Below are 20,593 nucleotides of genomic sequence, written 5' to 3' on the forward strand. Positions count from 1 at the left end.
TGCTCTTAATTCTTCCCCGGCAGTAACACGGCAGCCTTCTGTTGCGCTTACAGGTGCATAAGTTATACTATCGTAAAAGTTATATATTCTGTTGACTGTTTATATGGTGATGTTCACATAGTAATTTATACCCTGTATCGGAAAAATGATACAACTGTGATAACTCTCATAAGCCTTGGCCGTTTAAGATATCAAAACTGCAATATCTTCATGAGAATGCGGTAATAAGGGATTAAGGTTTACTGTTGAACGAAGTTCTTGCTAAGGTTATATTGCTGTGTTACAGCACATGTCTTAAGCTGGCAGAGTAGTTTGAATAAATCTGAAAATATAAGGGTGAAAAAAAGCCGGAGCTTCTCCGGCTTTTTTATTGTGCTTACCTGATGTCGGTGTCTGGAAAAGTAGGGGTTTGCCATGCCGGCTTTGGTGCCTCAGGGGCTTGCGGCGGCTGCACGTATAATGTCTGGCTCGGAAAAGCAAACTCAGCGCCGTGGCGGGCCACAATATCCACGATTTTATAGTTGATCTCTTCCTTCACATCAATGTACTCGTTCCAATCCATAGTAGCCACAAAGTAGAGCACCATGATATCTTTGGAGTATGGCCCCAGTGCGGAAAAGCGGATACGGCCATCCTGATTCGTGCGCGGGTGCTTGTCGATGTATTCCTGTAGCTCACGCACGATAGCACGCATCTGCAGCGAGGTGGTATCATACGTGAGGTTGATGTTGAAGCTAGCGCGCCGGAACGTGCGCAAAGACAGGTTGTCGAGCGCCTTATCGATCATGAACTTGTTGGGCAGCGTCACGAAGCTTTTCTCCAGCGTTCGAATGCGCGTACTCCGGAAGCCGATCTTCTCCACAGATCCCATGATATCGGCTACCTGCACCAGGTCGCCCACTACAAACGGCTGATCGAGAAAGATGGTAAAGGAAGCCAGCAGGTTCTCTATACTTTCTTTCGCGGCAAAGGCAATCGCCAGGCCACCTACGCCCAGGCCTGCCACCAGCCCCGCCACGTTAACGCCAAACACAGTACCCAGCATCACCAGAAACGAAAAGATTACGATGAGTACTTTAGAGAAGTCCTTGAAAAAGGGGACCAGCTGATCATCCAGTTTCGAGGCAGTTTTCTCAGCGCGGTGGCTGAAAATGAGCCCTGTAAAATCAATAAAGCGCAGCACTACCCACGTAAGCGACACCAGTACAAAGATCTGGTAGGTACGGAACGTGAAAGTCTTGAGGAAAGGCTCGTGCTTTCGGATAGCTTCTGTCGGGTCCAGCGGATAATCGAGCGCTTTGAAGGCGAAGTATAGAAACACTAAGAAGAGCAGCACCTCCAGCGGCTGGAGCAGCAGGCGCCGGAAAGAAGGTAGGTTGCCCTCCTGCGAAAAGCGCTTGACCAGCCGGAACATCAGTCCTGACAGCAGCCGCGACAATATTGTTTTAAACAGAAAGCCAGCCAACAGAATGCCTGCAAACCACAGGTAGTTGGTTACGGTATTGCCCAGAAATTCATACTGTAGAATATCTCTCCAGAGCATAGACAGGGAGGTTATAAAAGCTGGCTAAGGGCTATTTCAAAAGAAGTTTTGGCTATTTCTGTGCGCTGCGTGTGTTGCGCATACGTTTTCTCCAGCGCTTTTTTGATGGTATGAGAAATGTCGGAGAAGATCGCTTCGTCTGTCACTTCTACCTCGTTCTCCATTAGGTATGCAAATACGCGGGCCATGCCGCAGTTAGCGATAAAGTCAGGTATAACCGATACATTGCGGTCAGCAAACTCTCCGGTGGAGCCGAAGAAGATCTCCGGGTCCTGGAAAGGTACGTTGGCGCCTGAGGAGATCACTTCCAGTCCGCTGGCAATCATCTGCTCTAACTGCGCACGCGATACCAACCTGGATGCGGCAGCAGGGATAAACACCTCGGCTCCCATCGACCAGATGCGGGCGTTCACTTCTTCAAAAGGCAACAGCCCTACGGGGTGAAGCGCATTGCCCTGCCGGTTGAGAAATAGTTCGGTTATTTCTTCGAAAGTATAGCCGTTAGCGTTCAGCAGCCCACCGTCACGGTCGATGATGCCGATTATTTTAGCGCCCTTGGAGGCCAGGTAATAAGCCGCAGAAGCACCTACATTGCCCCAGCCCTGTATGATGGCCTGCTTGCCTTCGAACGTGCCGCCCCAGAGCTGGTAGTAGTGCCATACAGCCTCAGCAACGCCATAGCCCGTGATCATGTCGGCAATCGTATACTTGCGGCTGGTAGACGGGGTGAAGTGCGGGTCTTCTATCACTTTGATAACGCCCTGGCGCAGTTGCCCGATCTTGTTGATCTTCTGCGGTTCGGTGGCGTTAAAGTGGCCGTTTACGATACCTTCCTGCGGGTGCCACAGGCCATAGTCTTCAGTAATATCGATCACTTCATGTATTTCGTCCACGTTCAGGTCGCCACCGGTGCCGTAGTAGCTTTTTAGCAGGGGCGTTACCACCTTATACCAGCGCTCCAGCACGCCGCGCTTGCGCGGGTCAGCCGGGTCGAAGTTGATACCTGATTTTGCGCCGCCAATGGCAGGACCTGATATGGTAAACTTTACCTCCATTGTTTTCGCCAGCGACTCTACCTCCCGCTTGTCGAGACCTTTGCGCATGCGGGTGCCACCACCAGCTGCCCCACCGCGGAGCGAGTTGATCACGACCCAGCCTTCCGCCTCTGTTTCAGCATCTTTCCATTCAAAGACAATCTCAGGACGTTTATTCTCAAACTTTTCAAGTAATTCTTTCATGGGTTGCGGTTTGTTGCTAATAGGGCAAAGGTACGAAAATAGCTCAGAGTGGGCAGCCCTATAGCCCTAGGGCAGGTAAATGGCCCCGCCGCAATTGTCGTGTATAGCACCCGTTACTGAACGGAGGCAATTGTGCTCGCCCCGCCAGCGCAACACACCCAGAAAAGCAAAGATCAGCGCCTCCTTAAAACTGACAACCTCCGGCTCTGGCACCTCCACGCGAAATGCATCGCCCAGGTACTGTTGGATCAGTTCTACTAAGTATAAATTAAAGGCGCCCCCACCAGTTAGCAACACCTGGTGCTGCTGCGGATGCAGTGTGGGCAATGCCTGTTGTAGCTGCTGCGCAATGTGGTGGCAAACGGTATGCAGCTTGTCGGCCACAGAACCCGGGTGTGCTTCTATACTTTGCAGGCTATGCGCCAGCACCCATTCTTTACCCAGCGACTTAGGTGGGAGCTGCCGGAAGTATGTCGGCGCATTCAGCTGGGCCAGCAGGTCTGGCAGTAGCTGGCCGGAGCGGGCAAGACAGCCATCGGCATCGTAAGGCTGGCCTATACTATTAGCCAGGTGGTTGAGCAGCATGTTGCAAGCGCTTATATCAAAAGCCAGACGCTGCCCGTTTTGTGTATAGGACATGTTGGAAATGCCTCCCAGGTTGATGCAGAAATCATACGCCTGGAATAGCAGTGCATCGCCAATGGGGACCAGCGGTGCTCCCTGGCCTCCTAAAGCTACGTCCAGTGTGCGGAAGTCGCAGACAACGGGCAGCTGCGCATGAGCCGCTATGTAAGCACCGTTGCCCAGCTGAAATGAAACGTGCTGCTCCGGCTGGTGAAAGACGGTGTGGCCATGCGACGCAATAAAATCCGGCCGAATATCAAATTGTTTCGTAAAGGCCTGAACCTGTTGGCCTAGGTAAGTACCATAAGCATGGTCAAGTGCAATTAATTGGCGTGCCGACATCGTCTCGGCACCACGGAGCGAGTCAATCCAGGTATCTGAATATACCAATGTAGTAGTATGTAGTATGTCATATATCCAATTTTTGCTTCCGTACGTAAATCGACTTAGTGCTATGTCTATACCATCTAATGAGGTACCCGACATAAGGCCAATAACATGATAAGTATCCATGCAACGAAGTTAAGTGTTTGCGCTGACTTGTATTCAGCCAAATAATGCAGCTACCGTATATACCTTATTATGAATAGGATTGTTAATGTATGTAGAAACTGTTAGGTATAATTTTATCATTATGAAAAGTTTATTATCAAGAATTGAATCAAAGAAAATAGATAAGGCGGCGGCCATGCTGAAGGTATTGGCGCACCCCAAGCGACTAGCTATCGTGGATTTGCTCGGAAAGGAGGATAAAATGACGGTAACCGAGATTTACAAGTACCTGGACCTGCCCCAAGCTATCGCTTCGCAGCACCTTATCACCCTTAAAGACAAGGGCGTGCTCTCTTCTTTTAAGGTAGGAACCAAGATTTACTACTCTTTGGCGATCCCAAAACTGATCGATGTGATCGATTGCCTGGAGGAGTGCTGTATCGACATTTAAGCGCCTGACCCTGTAGCAGGGCGAGTGTCTTACGTTACCTTTAATCAGCCTAAGATTTCCGTTTTTGTGCTCTCAAAGCACTTTCGGGGATCTTAGGCTGCTTATTTTAACTAAGAAAAGTAAGCCATTCACCCAGATAAATGATAGGTTTTTATACTGGCTTTTAAGACAAAATTCTTCTTTTCAAGTAGGTTTTTACGGACTAGAATCTACCTGCCGGGACAAAAAATAAGCTGACCTACAGGGCCAGCTTATATCGGAAAAGTTATAAATTTTTATTCGGCGTCTACGGAGTGATTTTCCAGGTCGAAAAGATCGTTGAGCAGGTCGATCAGGGTTTCAGCTTCGCCGCGCTTGCAGGCGGCCTTTAGCTGCAGCACCGGCAGTTTGATCACCTTCTGCATCATCGATTTGGTGATGCTTTCGATCAGCTTCGTTTCTTTAGGGCCGAGTTTTTTTACATAGCGGGCCATCTCTTCCTGGCGGATCACTTCCAGGGCATTCTTCAGCTTGTGTATGGTCGGCGACACCATCATCTCTTTCGACCAGTCGTTGAACTGATCAATGGACTCGGTGATGATCTCTTTTACTTTCGGGATGGAGTTGATGCGGCGCTGCAAGGCTTCAGAAGCTTTGTTCTGAATCGTGTCGATGTTGTACACCAGCACGCCGGGTATTCTTTCTACTTCGGCCTCTACGCTGCGGGGCACCGACAGGTCGATGAAGAACTTAAAAGACAGCACGTCCAGGCGCTTGGCCATCTCATAGGTAAAAAATGGTGTTTCGCGGGCAACGGAAGAGATAATCACATCGGCCTCTTTCATACCCTGCACCATCTCTTCGAACGGAAGCACCTCCAGCTCGCACTCTTCAGCCAGCGCTTTGGCTTTTGCCGTGGTGCGGTTTGTGATCTTCACGTTTTGGTAGCCGTTGGCCTTGAGGTTGCGGCACACATCAGCGCCAATCTCACCTAAGCCCACCACCAGGATGGCAGGGTTGGCAATGTCGGCCGTCAGTTCCTCGATCAGCTCAATCGCAGCATACGATGTAGAGGCGGCTCCATCGCGGAACGAGGTTTCCTGCACCACGCGCTTGTTGGTGAAGAAGATCGTGTGCATCAGGCGGTGCAGAAAAGGACCGGCCGTTTCGTTGTCGGCGGCCCACTGGTAAGCCTGCTTTACCTGATTCGAGATCTGCATATCGCCTACCACCTGCGACTCCAGCCCCATCGACACATCAAACAGGTGCTGTACGGCATCGTCGTGTTCGTTCAGGATGGTGAAGAAATCAAGGTACTGGGTTATGTTGGAGATGCCTTTGGTAATGCCAAGCAGCTTTACAATGTCGGCGCTAAAGTCGGTGTCGGCGTTGTAGTATACTTCGGTGCGGTTGCAGGTAGAAAGAACCAGAATATCAGAAGCCTGAATAAAGCCTTTGAGGGTCTGTAGAAAAAGCCTGCAGGAATTTTCATCTAAGGCAATCAGTTCCCTGATATCCAGCGGCGCTTTCTTGTACGACAGGCTGATTGCTTTAAAGTTCTGAAGCATAATAACGTTCGTTATTCTAGGGTGCAAATTTACTCTTCAATTTTTTAAAATGAAACTTACTTGACCGGAATGTTTAATTTATACTAATTTCAAATAAATTTCGTGTACACTGCATGATTCCCATCTATTCTCAGAAGAACAGAATAAAGCTCCTTGTTGTTATCATTGCCCTTATTATAGGCGCCGCCACCATCACGTATACCAACATACTCGTCGGCAAGTTATCGGAGCGGGAGCAGGAACTGGTGCAGCTCTATGCCAAGGGACTTCGCTACATGATCAACGCGCCCAGCGATGATAACATCGTTTTTATCGAGGAAGAAATCCTTTCATCCAACCATACGGTGCCCGTTATCCTGACGGATGAGCACGAGAATATCCTCGATTCCAAGAACATCAATTTGCCCGAAAACATTTCAAAAGAGCGGATTAATGAACTGCTGCAGCACGAAATAGTAAAGATGAAAGCGCAGCACGCGCCCATTGAAGTGCCCTGGGCCGAAGGGTCAGTAAACTACGTGTTTTATAAAGATTCGGCCCTGCTTTCGCAATTACGCTTTTACCCTTACGTGCAGCTGATCGTAATCGCCTGCTTTTCCTTGATGGCTTATTTTGCGTTCAGCTACTCGCGCCGTGCCGAGCAGAACCGCGTATGGGTAGGGTTGGCCAAAGAAACGGCTCACCAACTGGGCACGCCGCTTTCCTCGCTGATGGCCTGGTACGAGTATATAAAATCGAGCCCCAAGTTTGAGAACGAGCCTATCCTGGCGGAGTTTGGGAAAGACATCCGGCGACTGGAGGTAATCACGGAACGCTTTTCCAACATCGGTTCAGTACCGACGCTCCGCGACGAGGACATTCTGCAGGTAACTGAAAATGCTATCAGCTACTTGCAGAACCGCATTTCCAGCAAAGTTATTTTTACCGTTACCTCCGCATTTGCGCCCGATATTACCGCCAAAGTAAACGTGCCGCTGTTTGACTGGGTAATTGAGAACATCTGCAAAAATGCAGTAGATGCCATGGAAGGCCGTGGAAGTATCACGCTGCAGCTACAACTGCTTGGCAAAAGCAACATCACCCTCGACATTACGGACACCGGCAAAGGTATTCCCAAAAGCAAGTTAGCCACTGTTTTCCTGCCGGGCTATACCACCAAAAAACGTGGCTGGGGGCTGGGGCTGGCGCTTGCCAAACGCATTATTGATAACTACCATAACGGCAAGCTGTATGTCAAATGGTCGGAGCCTGGCAAAGGCACCACTTTCCGCATTGTGCTGAACAGGTAGGTAGAGTTGGAAAGTTTGGAAGTTAGAAAGTTAAGAGTTGAGAAGGATTACTCCTTTTCCTTTTCTCCAATAGGTTTTCGCCCTTTATCAAAGAACCTTTATCTGTAGTATGATAGATGTGATCAGGTATAGCGCCCGGGATAAAGAAAACTGGGATAAGTTCGTGCAGGAGTCGAAAAACGGTACTTTCCTGTTTTACAGGAACTACATGGAGTATCATGTGGAGCGCTTCACAGACCATTCGCTGCTGTTTTACCGCAAAGGCAAGCTGGTGGCGTTGCTGCCGGCAAATGAAACAGGCAGAGAGATGTGCACGCATGGCGGGCTGACGTATGGTGGTATCGTCACCGGCACAAGTATGAAAGTGGAGGTGATGCTAGAAGTGTTTGAGGCAATGCGATTATACTTGCAGCAACAGGGCTTTTTGCTACTTAAGTATAAAACAGTGCCGCATATTTACCATCAGGTACCAGCAGAAGAAGACCTGTATGCGCTTTTCCATAACGATGCCAGGCTGTACCGCCGCGATGTGTATGCTGCCGTTGAGCTGGCGCAGCCGCTACCGTATAGCAGAACGCGGCGATGGGAAGTTAAAAAAGCGAAGGAAGGGCAACTAGCCGTGCAACGGTCTTATGAGTTTAACCTGTTTATGCACTTAGAGCAGGAGTTGCTGTTAGAGAAGTATAAAGCCGCACCGGTGCATACGGCGGAAGAGATGACCTGGCTCGCCAGCCTTTTCCCGGCACATATCAAGTTGTATACCGCATCAGCTGAGGAAACGATGCTGGCCGGTATTATCATCTACGAAACAACTACCGTGGCCCATTGCCAATACATCGGCACCACAACGTATGGGCGTGAGATAGCAGCGCTGGATGTGCTGCTGGACTGGTTGCTGACAGAGGTATACCGCCAGAAAAAATACTTTAGCTTTGGTGCCTCCATGGACCCGAAGAGCAGCAGTGGTCTGCATCACAGCCTTCTCCGAAACAAAGAAAGCTACGGCGCCCGCGCCATCGTGCAGGACTTTTATGAGCTAGCGCTTTAGCCTTACTTCGCTCTGTTCACCACAAACACTCCTGCCAGAATGACCACCATGCCGATGTAGTGCCATAGCTGTATAGTTTCACCGTCCAACAAGCCCCAGAGTAGTGCCACAATCGGGATGAGGTACGTAGTGGAACTGGCAAAGAGTGTGGTGGAACTATGGATGAGCTTGTTGAACAGAATCAAGGCAATGGCCGTGCCGAAGGTAGCCAGAATGCCGATGTATCCCAGCGCCTGCCAGGCACCCGGCACATGCTGTAGCTTATACCAAAAGCTAGTGGTGAACAGGTAGCCGATCGCCAGCGGGCCTACCGTAAGCATGGCCAGGCTCGATACGTACAAGGGTTGCATCCCCTGTAAACGGTGCTTGATGATGTTCACGCTGATGCCGTAGCAGATGGTGGCAATGACGATGTAGAGACCAAAATACTTGTTATCCAGGTCGGTGCTGCCGTTGCCGGAGAAGATCAGGATGACGGTGCCTACAAAGCCGATGACAATGCCCAGCATGCGCAGCCACGTGATAGATTGCCTGAAAAGCAGCGCCCCGATCAGCAACGTAAACAGCGCCGTCAGCGAGTTGAGTACGCCCGCCAGTCCGCTGGCCAGGCGCGTTTCGGCATAGGCAAACAGAAAGGCCGGTATAAAGTTGCCCAACAGGCCGCTGCCCAGCAAAAACTTCCACCGGCTGGGCTCTACTGTTTTCAGCCCCTTAAAGGCAAATGGCAACAGGGCCACACAGGCAATGGCCATGCGCAAGGCCCCCAACTCATCCGACGAAAATACCACCAGCCCTTTCTTCATAAGTATAAAAGAAGAGCCCCAGATAAGGGTAAGCACAATGATCAGGACCCAGGGAAGTATAGTATTGGCAGTTTTAGCCGGTGCAGGAGTAGTAGCGGTCTTGATAAGTTAGAAAGTTAGAGAGTTTTGGAGTTAGATAGTTAAAGTTTAAAATTAGAAGTTGAAAAGGAAAGCAAGCTAAAGCTTTATTTGGCAAAGGCTATCCACCGAATAGCGGCAGATAGCCTCCCCATACTTAAAGTACACTTTTATTATCTAAATTTCTAACCTTCTACCTCTGCATAGCTCATAGTATGGGCAATCTCGTCCAGCGTATCGTAAATCTCGCCGATGTCTTCAGATTGCACCAGGCGCATGCGCAGCGGTTTAAAGTGGGGCAGCCCACGGAAGTAGTTGGTATAGTGGCGGCGCATCTCAAAAATGCCCAGTTTATCGCCCTTCCACTCCAGTGAGTGCGTAAAATGCTGCCGGCATACGGCCACGCGCTCTTCCAGTGTTGGCCCTGCCAGCAGCTTGCCGGTAGCCATATAGTGCTTTATTTCATTAAAGATCCACGGATAGCCGATGCTGGCGCGGCCAATCATGATGCCATCTACGCCATACTTGTTTTTATACTCCAGCGCCTTTTGTGGCGAGTCGATGTCGCCGTTGCCGAAGATGGGGATTTGCATGCGCGGGTTGTTCTTCACGGCTGCGATCAGGCTCCAGTCAGCCTCGCCCTTATACATCTGCACGCGTGTGCGGCCGTGGATGCTCAGGGCTTTAATGCCGATATCCTGCAGGCGCTCGGCTGTTTCCACAATATACTTGGTGTCCTCATCCCAGCCCAGGCGTGTTTTTACAGTTACGGGCAGGTGGGTCGCCTTTACGATCTCCTCGGTCATTTTTACCATCTTCGGGATGTCGCGGAGCAGGGCTGCGCCGGCGCCTTTGCAGGCCACATTCTTCACCGGGCAACCATAATTGATGTCGATCAGGTCCGGGCCCGCTTCTGAGGAAACAATCGCCGCCTCGCGCATGGAGTCAATGTCAGAGCCAAAGATCTGGATGCCGATCGGGCGCTCATAATCAAATATATCCAGCTTCTGGATGCTTTTAGCGGCATCACGAATCAAACCCTCCGACGAGATAAACTCCGTATACATCAGATCGGCGCCATTTGCCTTGCACACCTTTCGGAAGGGCGGGTCACTTACGTCCTCCATGGGTGCGAGCAGCAACGGAAATGCACCCAGTTCTATGTTCGCTATCTTAACCAACGTATAATCTATTTTTTCGCGTAAATTTACGTCAATTAAACCTAAATCCCGCTATGAAAGGTTTCATCTCGAAGGACATACACCCATTTGTGGTGCTATTGCTGCTGCTGGCATATATGATAGCAGGCGCTTTTGTCGCCTATTTCTTTTATAGTATACTTGGTGAGCCGCTTTACGGCGTCAGCATTTTTCAGCTGGCAGATACCCTCGCTAACCCTACGGCTACGCCCAATGCTGCTGCGGCACTCATGTTTTACCAGGGCATCACCTCCTTCTTTATGTTTGTGGTGGCACCGCTTTTCCTGCTGGTAAGTATGGGCTTTAACCTTGGCCCTTACCTGAACTGGAAAGAACAGCCGGGAGTGGCGCTGGTAGTACTCAGCGGCTTGCTGATCGTGTTCATTATGCCATTCAATTCGCTCGTTATCAATTGGAATGCAGGCATCCATTTCCCTGGCGTACTGAAAGGCTTTGAGGATTGGGCAAGGGCAGAGGAAAACCAGGCCGCCGAAATGACCAAGCTGTTGGCCGATTTCAGTACGCTGCCACAGCTACTGATCGGGCTACTGGTAATTGCCGTTATCCCTGCCATTGGCGAGGAGCTGATTTTCCGGGGGGTGTTGCAGCGGCAACTGCACCGCTGGTCGGGGAATATGCACGTAGCGGTTTGGGTAGCGGCGTTGGTGTTTGCGGCCATCCATGTGCAGTTCTTTGGCTTTGTGCCGCGTGCTATCCTGGGCGCGTTGTTTGGGTATTTATACTTCTGGTCGGGCCGTATTATTGTGCCGATGGCGGCGCACTTCGTGAACAACGGCTTTACCGTGTTCCTGCTATACCTGCAGCAAACCAACCAACTAACAGGCTTTGATGTGGAGAGTACCGAACCCATGCCCTGGTACACGGTGCTGCTATCGATCGTGCTGAGCGCGGCCGTGTTATACTTCCTGTATCAGCGCTTTCTGGCCTTGCCGGTGCGCCCCGAAGGCATGGCCGAGGTAGAGGTAGGTACAATAGATGAGGAGGAGAATTTTTAGGCACTTAAAATATCTTCCTATCTTTAAGCACTGCCTGGCCCACATACCTGTTACATGAGCAAAAAAATTTCCACCCTCAGTAATTTTCAACAACGAACGATCATTGGCATTTTAGGTGCCGCCATTTTTGTTGGCGGTATCTGGTTTAACGAGTGGACCTATTTTCTGCTGTTCCTGGGGCTTACACTGCTGGGCGTTTCCGAGTTTTATACATTGGTGCGCACACAGGGCATCCGGCCGAATCGCCGCCTAGGGCTGGTACTGGGGGCGCTGCTCTTTATTTCTGCCTTCCTGATCGGGAAAGGAGCTATGCCGCCGGAACTGTTGTACCTGTCGTTGCCGGTATTCTTCATGGCGTTTGTGCTGGAGTTGTATCGCAAGCAAACGGATCCTTTTCAGAACATTGCCTTCACGCTGCTGGGCGTTATTTATGTAGCTGGTCCCTTTAGCCTGCTGCACCTGCTGGGTTACCTGCAGGGTGCTTACAGTTGGCAACCTATTCTGGGCCTCATGCTGCTGATCTGGGCCTCCGACACAGGGGCTTACATCTTCGGGAAAAATTTTGGCAAGCACAAGCTGTTTCCGCGTATTTCGCCGGGCAAAACCTGGGAGGGCTGGGCAGGCGGCACCTTGCTGGCCGTGCTGGTAGGCTATGTGCTGTCGTTCTTCTTCCGCGACCTGGAGCTATACCAATGGGTCGGCGTATCGTTGCTGGTTGCCATCTTCGGCGTGCTCGGCGATCTTGTGGAGTCTATGCTCAAGCGCGGCCTGGGCGTAAAAGACTCTGGTACCTTGCTGCCGGGCCACGGCGGCATCCTCGACCGCTTTGACAGCCTGCTCATGGCCATCCCGTTTATCGTGGCTTTCCTCAAAATCTTCTAAAAATTGTGGGCCACCCGTAGGAGGTTGCCGGTATAATTCTCACCTTTGCGGCGCAAAATGATTAATTACTCACTTATACTATTTAAGAGATGATGCTATACAAAGAGCCCGCACCGATCAAGGACAGGGAGAATCCTTTTGAGTCGATGATGTCGCGCTTTAACATTGCGGCTGATGTGCTGGGTCTGGATGAGGAAACATACAATGTTCTGAAATCGCCTACCCGTCAGGTGATTGTGAACGTGCCTGTTACCATGGACGACGGCAAAGTGCGTGTGTTTGAAGGCTACCGTGTGGTGCATTCCACCATTCTGGGGCCATCTAAAGGCGGTATCCGGTATGCGCCGGATGTATTTTTGGATGAGGTAAAAGCATTAGCCGCCTGGATGACCTGGAAGTGTGCGGTGGTAGATATCCCGTACGGCGGTGCCAAAGGCGGTATCATCTGCGACCCGTATGCCATGTCGGCCGGCGAGATGGAGCGTTTAACAAGAGCCTATACCCAATCCCTGATCGATATTTTTGGCCCGGATAAAGATATTCCGGCCCCGGATATGGGCACTGGCCCGCGCGAAATGGCCTGGCTGATGGACGAGTATTCTAAAACAAAAGGCTCTACCGAACATGCAGTCGTAACCGGCAAACCGCTGGTGCTGGGCGGCTCTTTGGGCCGTATTGAGGCTACCGGCCGCGGCGTAATGGTATCGGCACTGGCGGCAATGGAGAAATTGGGCATGGACCCGGCTAAATCAACGGCTGTCGTGCAGGGCTTCGGCAATGTGGGCTCCTGGGCAGCCAAACTTATGGCAGAGCGTGGCGTGAAGATCCTGGGTGTGAGCGATGTAAGCGGCGCTTATTGGAACGACAATGGCATCGATATGGAGAAAGCCATCGCGTATAAAAACAACAACAATGGCCGCCTGGAGGGTTTCCAGGGAGCTGAGCTGATGAACGCAGACGAGTTGTTAATCTCCAAAGTAGACGTGCTAGTGCCTGCGGCTGTAGAAGACGTGATCACCATCCACAACGTAGACAAGATACAAGCCAAGCTGATCGTGGAAGGAGCCAACGGCCCGACTTCGTACAAAGCCGATAACATCATCAATGAAAAAGGCATTATGGTGGTGCCGGACATCCTGGCCAACTCCGGCGGGGTAACGGTGTCCTACTTTGAGTGGGTGCAAAACCGCATGGGCTTTAAATGGACGCTGCAGCGCGTGAACGAACGTGCCGAACGCATCATGAAAGAGTCGTTTGAGCGCGTATATGCGGCTTCTAAGAAGTATAATGTGCCGATGCGTATTGCTGCTTATATCGTAGCAATCGATAAAGTTGCCATGACCTATAAGTACCGTGGCGGCTTCTAAACAATATTTTTCGGGGAATAAGCAAAAGTTTATATAATTTTGAAGCTGTATAATAGCCCATCTATGTAACTGGATGGGCTATTATAAGTTATACTAGTACCTGCCGCAAAATCATAAAGACTGATGAAGATTCATAAAGAAGGAAGAAGGATTCTATTTTTTACGTTGCTTGCGCTTATAGTGCTCAATTTATTGCTCTATAATTTCAATGCAGAGAACGACACCTTTAACAGAATTTTCTCAGCTGGTTCTGCCATCCTGTTCCTGCTCATTCTGCAATTTTTCCGGAGCCCGTACCGCAACCTGTTGCTGCACGAAGACCTGCTGGTAGCTCCTGCCGACGGAAAAGTAGTTGTGATTGAGGAAGTAGAGGAGCCGGAATATTTCAGAGACAAGCGCAAGCAGATCTCCATCTTCATGTCGCCAATCAACGTGCATGTAACGCGTAACCCGATCTCAGGCTTTGTGAAGTATTTCAAGTATCACCCGGGTAACTATTTTGTGGCCTGGCACCCGAAATCGAGCACGCAGAACGAACGTACCACGGTGGTGGTGGAGTCTACGGCTGGTCCGGAGGTGCTCTTCCGCCAGATTGCCGGAGCGATGGCGCGCCGCATTGTATGGTATGTGAACGAAGGCGATGAAGTAAGCCAGGGCGAGGAGTTCGGCTTCATCAAGTTTGGCTCCCGTGTAGACGTATTTGTGCCGCTCGACACCGACATTAAAGTACAACTGGGCCAGAAAACCAAAGGCGGCGAAACCGTAATTGCGCAGCTGAAAACACCACCGCCTACCTTGTTCGGTTAAGGTATTGCGTAGCTCATATTGAATAAACAGAAAGGCCGCTGCAGTTTATACTTGAAGCGGCCTTCCTGTTTATTCAATACGATGAATGTCGTGTACCTAGTACCAGCGCTCTACCAGTTGCATCAGTTGCTCCAGATACTGTTGGTCTGTTTCATCAAAGTCGTTGAGGCGGTCACTGTCCACGTCGAGGACCAGCTTTACTTCGCCATTTTTGATAACAGGCACCACAATCTCCGACTTGGATTCGCTGGCACAGGCAATATGGCCGGGGAAGGCATCCACATCGGGCACCAGAATGGTTTGCTGCTGGGTATAGCAGGCGCCGCACACACCTTTGTGGTACGGAATGCGCGTGCAGGCGACCGGCCCCTGAAATGGGCCAAGTACCAGCTGCCCCTCCTTGTTAAAGTATACGCCCACCCAAAAGAAGCCCATTCCTTGCTTCAGGGCCGCCATCATATTCGACAGGTTAGCGATCAGATCCGTTTCGCCGGTTACCAGCGCTTCTACCTGCGGCAGCAGGGCTTTATATTTTTCCTCTTTGCTGAGGTTTACGTCTACAATAAGAGACTCGGCCATAGGTTAATTTTGAATAACTGAATTTTGAGTAACTGAATAAAAAGGAGCGTTCTAAAGTATAAATGGGGCTCATAAAATATGAAAGCCTCCCCACTATAACTCCCAAACTTTCTAACCCTTTAACTCTCTAACTTCCGATAGTGGAACAGCTGGTCGGTGCCGATAGTTTGAGTATCCAGCAGCTGTCCATACGTCATAGCAGGCGCCTGGATGCCGCTGCCCAGTGTTTTATACTTGCTTTTCAGCAGCATTGCTTCATCCCAGAGGCCGGCCTGCAGTAGGCTCTCCAGCAACCTGGTGCCTCCCTCTACCAGCACGGATAGCACGTTGCGCCCGTACAGGTCCTGAAGCAGTTGCGGCAGTAGCGGCGCTTTTTCGTCCAGCTGCACAAAAGACAGGTTCTCCCGTTCTTCCTGCTTTTTATAAGTATAAACTACTGTCGGCTGGCTTTGGTCGAAGAGGTGGAGGTGCTGTGGCAGCCGCAGTTGGGTGTCGAGCACCACGCGCAACGGGTTTTTGCCGCTCCACAGGCGCGTGTTCAGGCGTGGGTTGTCGGCCAGTGCCGTGTTTGTGCCCACCATGATCGCCTGCTCTTCTGCACGGAATTTATGAACCAGGCGCTGCGCCAGCTTTCCGCTGATCTGCACCGGCTCACTACCCGGTCCGGCGACATAGCCATCAGCCGTTTCGGCCCATTTCAGCAGGATGAATGGCCGCTTCTGGTGCTGGAACGTGAAAAACCGCTTGTTCAGTACCAGCCCTTCTTCTTCCAACACGCCAACTTTTACCTGTGCACCTGTATCGAGTAGCTTTTTAATGCCGCGACCCGCCACCAGCGGGTTTGGGTCGGTGTTACAGATTACCACGTCCTGTACACCATGGCTAATGAGCAGATCGGCACAGGGAGGCGTTTTACCAAAGTGGGAGCAGGGCTCCAACGTTACGTACACGCGGCTTTGGGGCAACAAGCTTTTATCCGCTACGGCAGCAACGGCATTTACCTCCGCATGGGGTCCGCCATATGCCTGGTGCCATCCTTCCCCAATGATGCGCCCGTTGTGCACCACCACGCACCCAACCATAGGGTTAGGACTGGTATAGCCGGAGCCCAGCTTTGCCAGCTCCAGCGCCCGCCGCATGTATAGCTCGTCAGACATGGGTTGAGTTAAAGAGTTAAATCGTTAAAGAGTTATAAAGTGGTAGGTTGAAAAAGGAGTAAAATGCTCGTTCTCTGCGGAGTCTCATCAGGGTATTGCCTAATGGAGCCGGCATTGCGAATTTTAAACGCATTAATTTTCTAAACTTACAACTTAAAAGCTCTCTAACGCAAAAGCATTACTTTTGCAAAGATACCCAAATCCAACAAAGGAAGTATAGCCGTGGTCCTCATTCAGCAAATGCAGCAATCTATCCGCCAGCGCATCGCGGCAGCTTACCCCGAGCCGGAAGCGGGCGCTATAGCCCAGCTGCTGCTCGAGCATGTGCTACAGCTATCGCGGGTGCAGCTGAGTTTAAGGCAGCAGGAGCCGGTAACATCGGAACAGGAGGCGCAGTTGGAGCAGGCAGTAGCGCGGCTGCAGCGGCAGGAACCGGTGCAGTATGTGCTGGGGGTGGCGCACTTCTACGGGCTAGACCTGCTGGTGGACGAACGGGTACTGATTCCGCGGCCAGAGACGGAGGAACTGGTAGACCTGGTACTGCGGGAGCACCGGAGCCGGGCGGGGCTGCAGGTGCTGGATATCTGCACGGGCAGCGGCTGCATTCCGCTGGCGCTGGCGGCAAATTTACAGCACCCTATTGTGTATGGCTTGGAAGTATCGGAGGAGGCGCTGCAGGTGGCACAGGTAAATGCTACGAAGTATAACTTGCCGGTTACGTGGCTGCAGCAGGACATCTTTGAGCCGTTGCAAAGTATAGCCGCTGGCTCGCTCGACATTGTGACCAGCAATCCGCCTTACGTGCTGGAAACCGAAAAGCAACAGATGCGCCCGAACGTGCTGGCCTACGAGCCCCATTTGGCACTATTTGTACCCGATGCCGATGCCCTGAAATATTACAGAAGAATAGCAACGGTCGCGCTGTCGCTGTTAAAGAATCAGGGAAAATTATACTTCGAAATCAACGAACAGTATGGGGAAGAGGTGTGCGCATTACTCTTACAGGCCGGTTTTGCAGCAGCAACAATCGTTAAAGACATGTTCGGGAAAGACCGTATGGTGCGTGCTGTCCGGTAGCATTTAACGGAAAGTAATTGAACAAAAGGCAGTTGCGCATCCGGTGCAAACCCCTAACTTTGTGCCTCGTACAGAGACGCTGCAGTTTTATCTATCCTATAAAGAAGAGGAAGCTGTAGAGTGGAGTGGAAGAAGCTAAGCAGCTTTCGCTCTCTGAAAGTAGTACCATCATACTTAACGAAACAAAATAGTGGCAGACAAAAAAATACTGGTTACAGGCGGGGCAGGCTATATTGGCTCCCATACCGTAGTTGAATTAGTGGAGGCAGGCTACGAGCCTGTGATCATCGACAATTTCTCAAATTCTCAGGAAAGTGCACTACAGGGCATTGCCGCCATACTTGGCCGCGAAGTGCCTTGCCACCGCATTGACTGCACCGACGCGGAAGCACTGCGGAAGGTATTTGCACAGGAAAAGAACATTGCAGGTGTTATTCACTTTGCTGCTTACAAGGCGGTAGGAGAGTCGGTGGAGCAGCCGCTGAAGTATTACCATAACAATGTGGGCTCGTTGGTGACGCTGCTGCAGGTAATGCTGGAGTTTAACGTGCTCAACCTGGTGTTCTCGTCTTCCTGCACGGTGTACGGCATCCCCGAAAAGCTGCCGGTAACAGAACAGACACCGGTGCAGAAAGCAAACTCACCCTACGGCAACACTAAAAAAGTATGCGAGGAGATTCTGACGGACCTGGCCAACAGCGGCAGCCCGATGAAGAGCATTGCACTCCGCTACTTTAACCCGATCGGGGCACATCCGTCTGCCAAAATTGGTGAACTGCCGCTGGGCGTTCCGAGCAACCTGGTGCCATTTATCACTCAGACAGCCGCCGGCATCCGCAAAGAATTAACTATCTTTGGCAACGACTACGATACGCCGGACGGTACCAACATTCGCGACTATGTGCATGTGGTAGACCTGGCCAAAGCGCACGTGGTAGCGGTGGCGCGCATGCTGCAGGGCAAAGGCGAGAACTTGGAGTTCTTTAATGTGGGCACCGGGCAGGGTGTTTCGGTGCTGGAGGCGGTGCATGCGTTTGAAAAAGCGAGCGGCCAGAAGCTCAACTATAAAATAGGCGCCCGCCGTGCCGGCGACGTGCCAAAGATTTATGCCGACGTAACCAAAGCAACGCAGGAACTTGGCTTTAAAACCACCAGTACGCTGGAGGAGGCTATGAAAAGCGCCTGGGACTGGCAGCAGTCGTTGCAGCAAAGCAAGTAGAGAACAGCTTATACTATAAAATGAAAATTTTAATTACGGGCGGGGCCGGTTTTATCGGGTCGCATGTGGTGCGTTTGTTTGTAAACAAGTACCCGAACTACCAGATCTTCAACCTCGACAAACTGACTTATGCCGGCAACCTGGCAAACCTGTCTGATATCGAGGACAAGGAGAACTACACGTTTCTGAAAGGCGACATTGTAGATGCCGCTTACCTGGAAGGCATTTTTAAGGAGTATAACTTTGATGCCGTGATCCATCTGGCGGCAGAGAGCCACGTAGACCGCTCTATCTCCGACCCGTTGGCTTTTGTACAAACCAACGTCATCGGGACAGTAAACCTGCTGCACACGGCGCGTCAGCACTGGGCCGCCAACCTGTCCGACCATCTGTTCTACCACATCTCCACCGACGAAGTATACGGCTCGCTCGGCGAGGACGGCCTGTTTACCGAAGAGACCGCTTACGATCCGCGTTCCCCGTACTCTGCATCCAAGGCCAGCTCCGATCACTTTGTGCGCGCCTGGTACCATACGTACGGGCTGCCGGTTAAAATCTCGAACTGCTCCAACAACTATGGCCCGAACCACTTCCCTGAGAAGCTGATTCCGCTGGCCATCAATAACATCAAAAATAACCGCCCGGTGCCGGTGTATGGCAAAGGCGAGAACGTGCGCGACTGGCTCTACGTGATCGATCATGCCCGTGCCATCGACATGATCTTCCATGAAGGGAAAGTAGGCGAGACCTATAATATTGGTGGTGTGAACGAGTGGAAAAACCTGGATTTGATCGAGCTGCTCTGCGACCAGATGGACGAAAAGCTGGCCCGGCCGCAGGGCACGTCGCGTAAACTGATCACGTTTGTAAAAGATCGTGCCGGCCACGACCTCCGTTACGCCATCGACTCTTCGAAGCTGATGAACGAGCTAGGCTGGAAACCGTCTGTGACCTTTGAGCAGGGGCTGAGCAAAACCGTGGACTGGTATCTGCAAAACAGCGAGTGGCTGCAAAACGTGACCTCCGGCAATTACCAAAGCTATTACGAGCAGCAGTATGAGAGCCGCTAAAAGCGGCAATAGCTAAATTGCTTAATTGTTGAGTGATTGTTCTTATAGTATCAACAGCCATTCAATAATTAAGCAATTTAGCAATTAAACAAGCAACATATGAAAGGAATTATACTTGCCGGAGGCTCCGGTACTCGTTTGCACCCGCTGACGCTGGCTGTGAGCAAGCAAATGATGCCGGTGTACGACAAGCCGATGATCTATTATCCGCTTTCCACGCTGATGCTCTCCGGTATCCGTGACATTCTCATCATCTCTACGCCGCATGATTTGCCGCTGTTCGAGCGCCTGCTCGGCGACGGCAGCCAGATTGGCTGCAACTTTAGCTATGCGGTGCAGGAAGTGCCCAACGGGCTAGCGCAGGCGTTTGTCATTGGCGAGGAGTTTATTGGCAGCGATAAAGCGGCACTTATACTGGGTGATAACATCTTTTATGGTTCTGGTATGAGCAAGCTGCTGCAGGCCAACAACAACCCCGATGGCGGTGTGGTATACGCCTACCATGTGCAGGACCCGGAACGCTACGGCGTGGTAGAGTTTGATGCGCACAACAAGGCTATCTCGATAGAAGAGAAACCGGAAAAGCCCAAGTCGCATTATGCAGTGCCAGGCTTATACTTCTACGACAACGACGTAGTAGAAATTGCCAAGAACCTGCAGCCCAGCCCCCGCGGCGAGTACGAGATTACCGACGTAAACAAAGAATATTTGCGTCAGGGAAGGCTGAAAGTAGGCATCATGAACCGCGGCACCGCTTGGCTCGACACCGGCACCATTCAGTCGCTGATGCAGGCTGCTACCTTTGTGCAGGTAATAGAGGAGCGCCAGGGCCTTAAAATCGGTGCGATAGAAGAAGTAGCCTACCGCATGGGCTTTATTGATGCGGCGCAGCTACAGCACATAGCAGAGCCCCTGCGCAAAAGCGGCTATGGCGAGTACCTGCTAAGTGTTCTGAAATAAGAACTGCAAGTATAAGTAAGTATAACAGAAGAGGCTGCTCCGTTTGGGGGCAGCCTTTTTTATGAGTTATACTTTAACGTGAACTCGGAAATTAGGCATTGATTCTGGCAGGTTTGAATTTACTGTTCTGCTCCAAGAAAGTGTAAG

19 protein-coding genes are annotated in these 20,593 nt (G+C 51.1%); 11 read left to right on the forward strand and 8 right to left on the reverse strand.

Annotated features, from left to right (window positions below; translation table 11 throughout):
- Window positions 1-376: 376 nt before the first annotated feature.
- The 3 genes from ABDW72_RS17950 to ABDW72_RS17960 all read right to left on the reverse strand — a co-directional run bounded on the left by ABDW72_RS17950 (window position 377) and on the right by ABDW72_RS17960 (window position 3,918).
- Window positions 377-1,543 (reverse strand): mechanosensitive ion channel family protein, encoded by a 1,167-nt coding sequence (locus ABDW72_RS17950; RefSeq protein ID WP_347159984.1) that lies wholly within the window; start codon window positions 1,541-1,543, stop codon window positions 377-379.
- A gap of 11 nt (window positions 1,544-1,554) precedes the next feature.
- The gene (locus tag ABDW72_RS17955; protein ID WP_347159985.1) at window positions 1,555-2,781 is read right to left on the reverse strand and encodes a Glu/Leu/Phe/Val dehydrogenase dimerization domain-containing protein; all 1,227 of its coding nucleotides are present in this window, start codon (window positions 2,779-2,781) and stop codon (window positions 1,555-1,557) included.
- 66 nt (window positions 2,782-2,847) lie between these two features.
- Entirely contained in the window at window positions 2,848-3,918 is a 1,071-nt protein-coding gene (locus ABDW72_RS17960; protein WP_347159986.1) for an anhydro-N-acetylmuramic acid kinase, read from the reverse strand.
- Window positions 3,919-4,039: 121 nt separating this feature from the next.
- On the opposite strand from ABDW72_RS17960, the gene ABDW72_RS17965 reads away from it, so the two are divergent.
- Window positions 4,040-4,348, forward strand: coding sequence for an ArsR/SmtB family transcription factor (locus ABDW72_RS17965; protein WP_076421268.1), 309 nt, complete (start codon window positions 4,040-4,042; stop codon window positions 4,346-4,348).
- Between the two features lie 275 nt (window positions 4,349-4,623).
- Here ABDW72_RS17965 and hemA read toward each other — a convergent pair whose 3' ends face one another.
- Window positions 4,624-5,895, reverse strand: a complete 1,272-nt coding sequence (gene hemA / locus ABDW72_RS17970) for a glutamyl-tRNA reductase (RefSeq protein ID WP_347159987.1) — start codon at window positions 5,893-5,895, stop codon at window positions 4,624-4,626.
- A 113-nt stretch (window positions 5,896-6,008) separates the two neighbouring features.
- Here hemA and ABDW72_RS17975 point away from each other — a divergent pair, with 113 nt between their 5' ends.
- Together ABDW72_RS17975 and ABDW72_RS17980 are read left to right on the forward strand one after the other, a co-directional pair.
- On the forward strand, window positions 6,009-7,184 hold the full coding sequence (locus tag ABDW72_RS17975; RefSeq protein ID WP_347159988.1) for an ATP-binding protein: 1,176 nt from the start codon (window positions 6,009-6,011) through the stop codon (window positions 7,182-7,184).
- A 109-nt stretch (window positions 7,185-7,293) separates the two neighbouring features.
- Complete coding sequence (locus tag ABDW72_RS17980) at window positions 7,294-8,232, forward strand: GNAT family N-acetyltransferase (protein ID WP_347159989.1); 939 nt, start codon at window positions 7,294-7,296, stop codon at window positions 8,230-8,232.
- 2 nt (window positions 8,233-8,234) lie between these two features.
- Here ABDW72_RS17980 and ABDW72_RS17985 read toward each other — a convergent pair whose 3' ends face one another.
- Together ABDW72_RS17985 and dusB are read right to left on the reverse strand one after the other, a co-directional pair.
- A complete protein-coding gene (locus ABDW72_RS17985; protein WP_488168642.1) occupies window positions 8,235-9,071 on the reverse strand; it encodes a DMT family transporter in 837 nt (278 codons plus the stop codon).
- Between the two features lie 227 nt (window positions 9,072-9,298).
- Window positions 9,299-10,294, reverse strand: coding sequence for a tRNA dihydrouridine synthase DusB (dusB, locus tag ABDW72_RS17990; RefSeq protein ID WP_347159990.1), 996 nt, complete (start codon window positions 10,292-10,294; stop codon window positions 9,299-9,301).
- Window positions 10,295-10,347: 53 nt separating this feature from the next.
- Between dusB and ABDW72_RS17995 the strand changes: the two genes are divergently transcribed.
- From ABDW72_RS17995 to ABDW72_RS18010, 4 genes are all read left to right on the forward strand, one after another.
- Window positions 10,348-11,328 (forward strand): CPBP family intramembrane glutamic endopeptidase, encoded by a 981-nt coding sequence (locus tag ABDW72_RS17995; RefSeq protein ID WP_347159991.1) that lies wholly within the window; start codon window positions 10,348-10,350, stop codon window positions 11,326-11,328.
- A gap of 54 nt (window positions 11,329-11,382) precedes the next feature.
- Entirely contained in the window at window positions 11,383-12,210 is an 828-nt protein-coding gene (locus ABDW72_RS18000) for a phosphatidate cytidylyltransferase (RefSeq protein ID WP_347159992.1), read from the forward strand.
- A gap of 92 nt (window positions 12,211-12,302) precedes the next feature.
- Window positions 12,303-13,577, forward strand: coding sequence for a Glu/Leu/Phe/Val family dehydrogenase (locus ABDW72_RS18005; protein WP_347160002.1), 1,275 nt, complete (start codon window positions 12,303-12,305; stop codon window positions 13,575-13,577).
- Window positions 13,578-13,700: 123 nt separating this feature from the next.
- Window positions 13,701-14,384 carry a phosphatidylserine decarboxylase family protein gene (locus ABDW72_RS18010; RefSeq protein ID WP_347159993.1) on the forward strand — a complete coding sequence of 228 codons (684 nt, stop codon included), beginning with the start codon at window positions 13,701-13,703 and terminating at the stop codon, window positions 14,382-14,384.
- A 96-nt stretch (window positions 14,385-14,480) separates the two neighbouring features.
- On the opposite strand, the gene ABDW72_RS18015 is transcribed toward ABDW72_RS18010, so the two are convergent.
- Both ABDW72_RS18015 and ribD read right to left on the reverse strand, forming a co-directional pair.
- Complete coding sequence (locus tag ABDW72_RS18015) at window positions 14,481-14,963, reverse strand: GAF domain-containing protein (RefSeq protein ID WP_347159994.1); 483 nt, start codon at window positions 14,961-14,963, stop codon at window positions 14,481-14,483.
- A 119-nt stretch (window positions 14,964-15,082) separates the two neighbouring features.
- A complete protein-coding gene (gene ribD / locus ABDW72_RS18020; RefSeq protein WP_347159995.1) occupies window positions 15,083-16,120 on the reverse strand; it encodes a bifunctional diaminohydroxyphosphoribosylaminopyrimidine deaminase/5-amino-6-(5-phosphoribosylamino)uracil reductase RibD in 1,038 nt (345 codons plus the stop codon).
- Between the two features lie 240 nt (window positions 16,121-16,360).
- Here ribD and prmC point away from each other — a divergent pair, with 240 nt between their 5' ends.
- The 4 genes from prmC to rfbA all read left to right on the forward strand — a co-directional run bounded on the left by prmC (window position 16,361) and on the right by rfbA (window position 20,446).
- Window positions 16,361-17,197 carry a peptide chain release factor N(5)-glutamine methyltransferase gene (gene prmC / locus ABDW72_RS18025; RefSeq protein ID WP_347159996.1) on the forward strand — a complete coding sequence of 279 codons (837 nt, stop codon included), beginning with the start codon at window positions 16,361-16,363 and terminating at the stop codon, window positions 17,195-17,197.
- A gap of 190 nt (window positions 17,198-17,387) precedes the next feature.
- Window positions 17,388-18,416, forward strand: coding sequence for a UDP-glucose 4-epimerase GalE (gene galE, locus ABDW72_RS18030; protein WP_347159997.1), 1,029 nt, complete (start codon window positions 17,388-17,390; stop codon window positions 18,414-18,416).
- 20 nt (window positions 18,417-18,436) lie between these two features.
- Window positions 18,437-19,486 (forward strand): dTDP-glucose 4,6-dehydratase, encoded by a 1,050-nt coding sequence (rfbB, locus tag ABDW72_RS18035; RefSeq protein ID WP_347159998.1) that lies wholly within the window; start codon window positions 18,437-18,439, stop codon window positions 19,484-19,486.
- Between the two features lie 99 nt (window positions 19,487-19,585).
- Window positions 19,586-20,446: a glucose-1-phosphate thymidylyltransferase RfbA gene (gene rfbA, locus ABDW72_RS18040; protein WP_347159999.1), complete on the forward strand. Its 861-nt coding sequence runs from the start codon at window positions 19,586-19,588 to the stop codon at window positions 20,444-20,446.
- The last annotated feature ends 147 nt before the right edge of the window (window positions 20,447-20,593 follow it).

Source organism: Pontibacter chitinilyticus, from assembly GCF_039748935.1.
Classification (GTDB): domain Bacteria; phylum Bacteroidota; class Bacteroidia; order Cytophagales; family Hymenobacteraceae; genus Pontibacter; species Pontibacter chitinilyticus.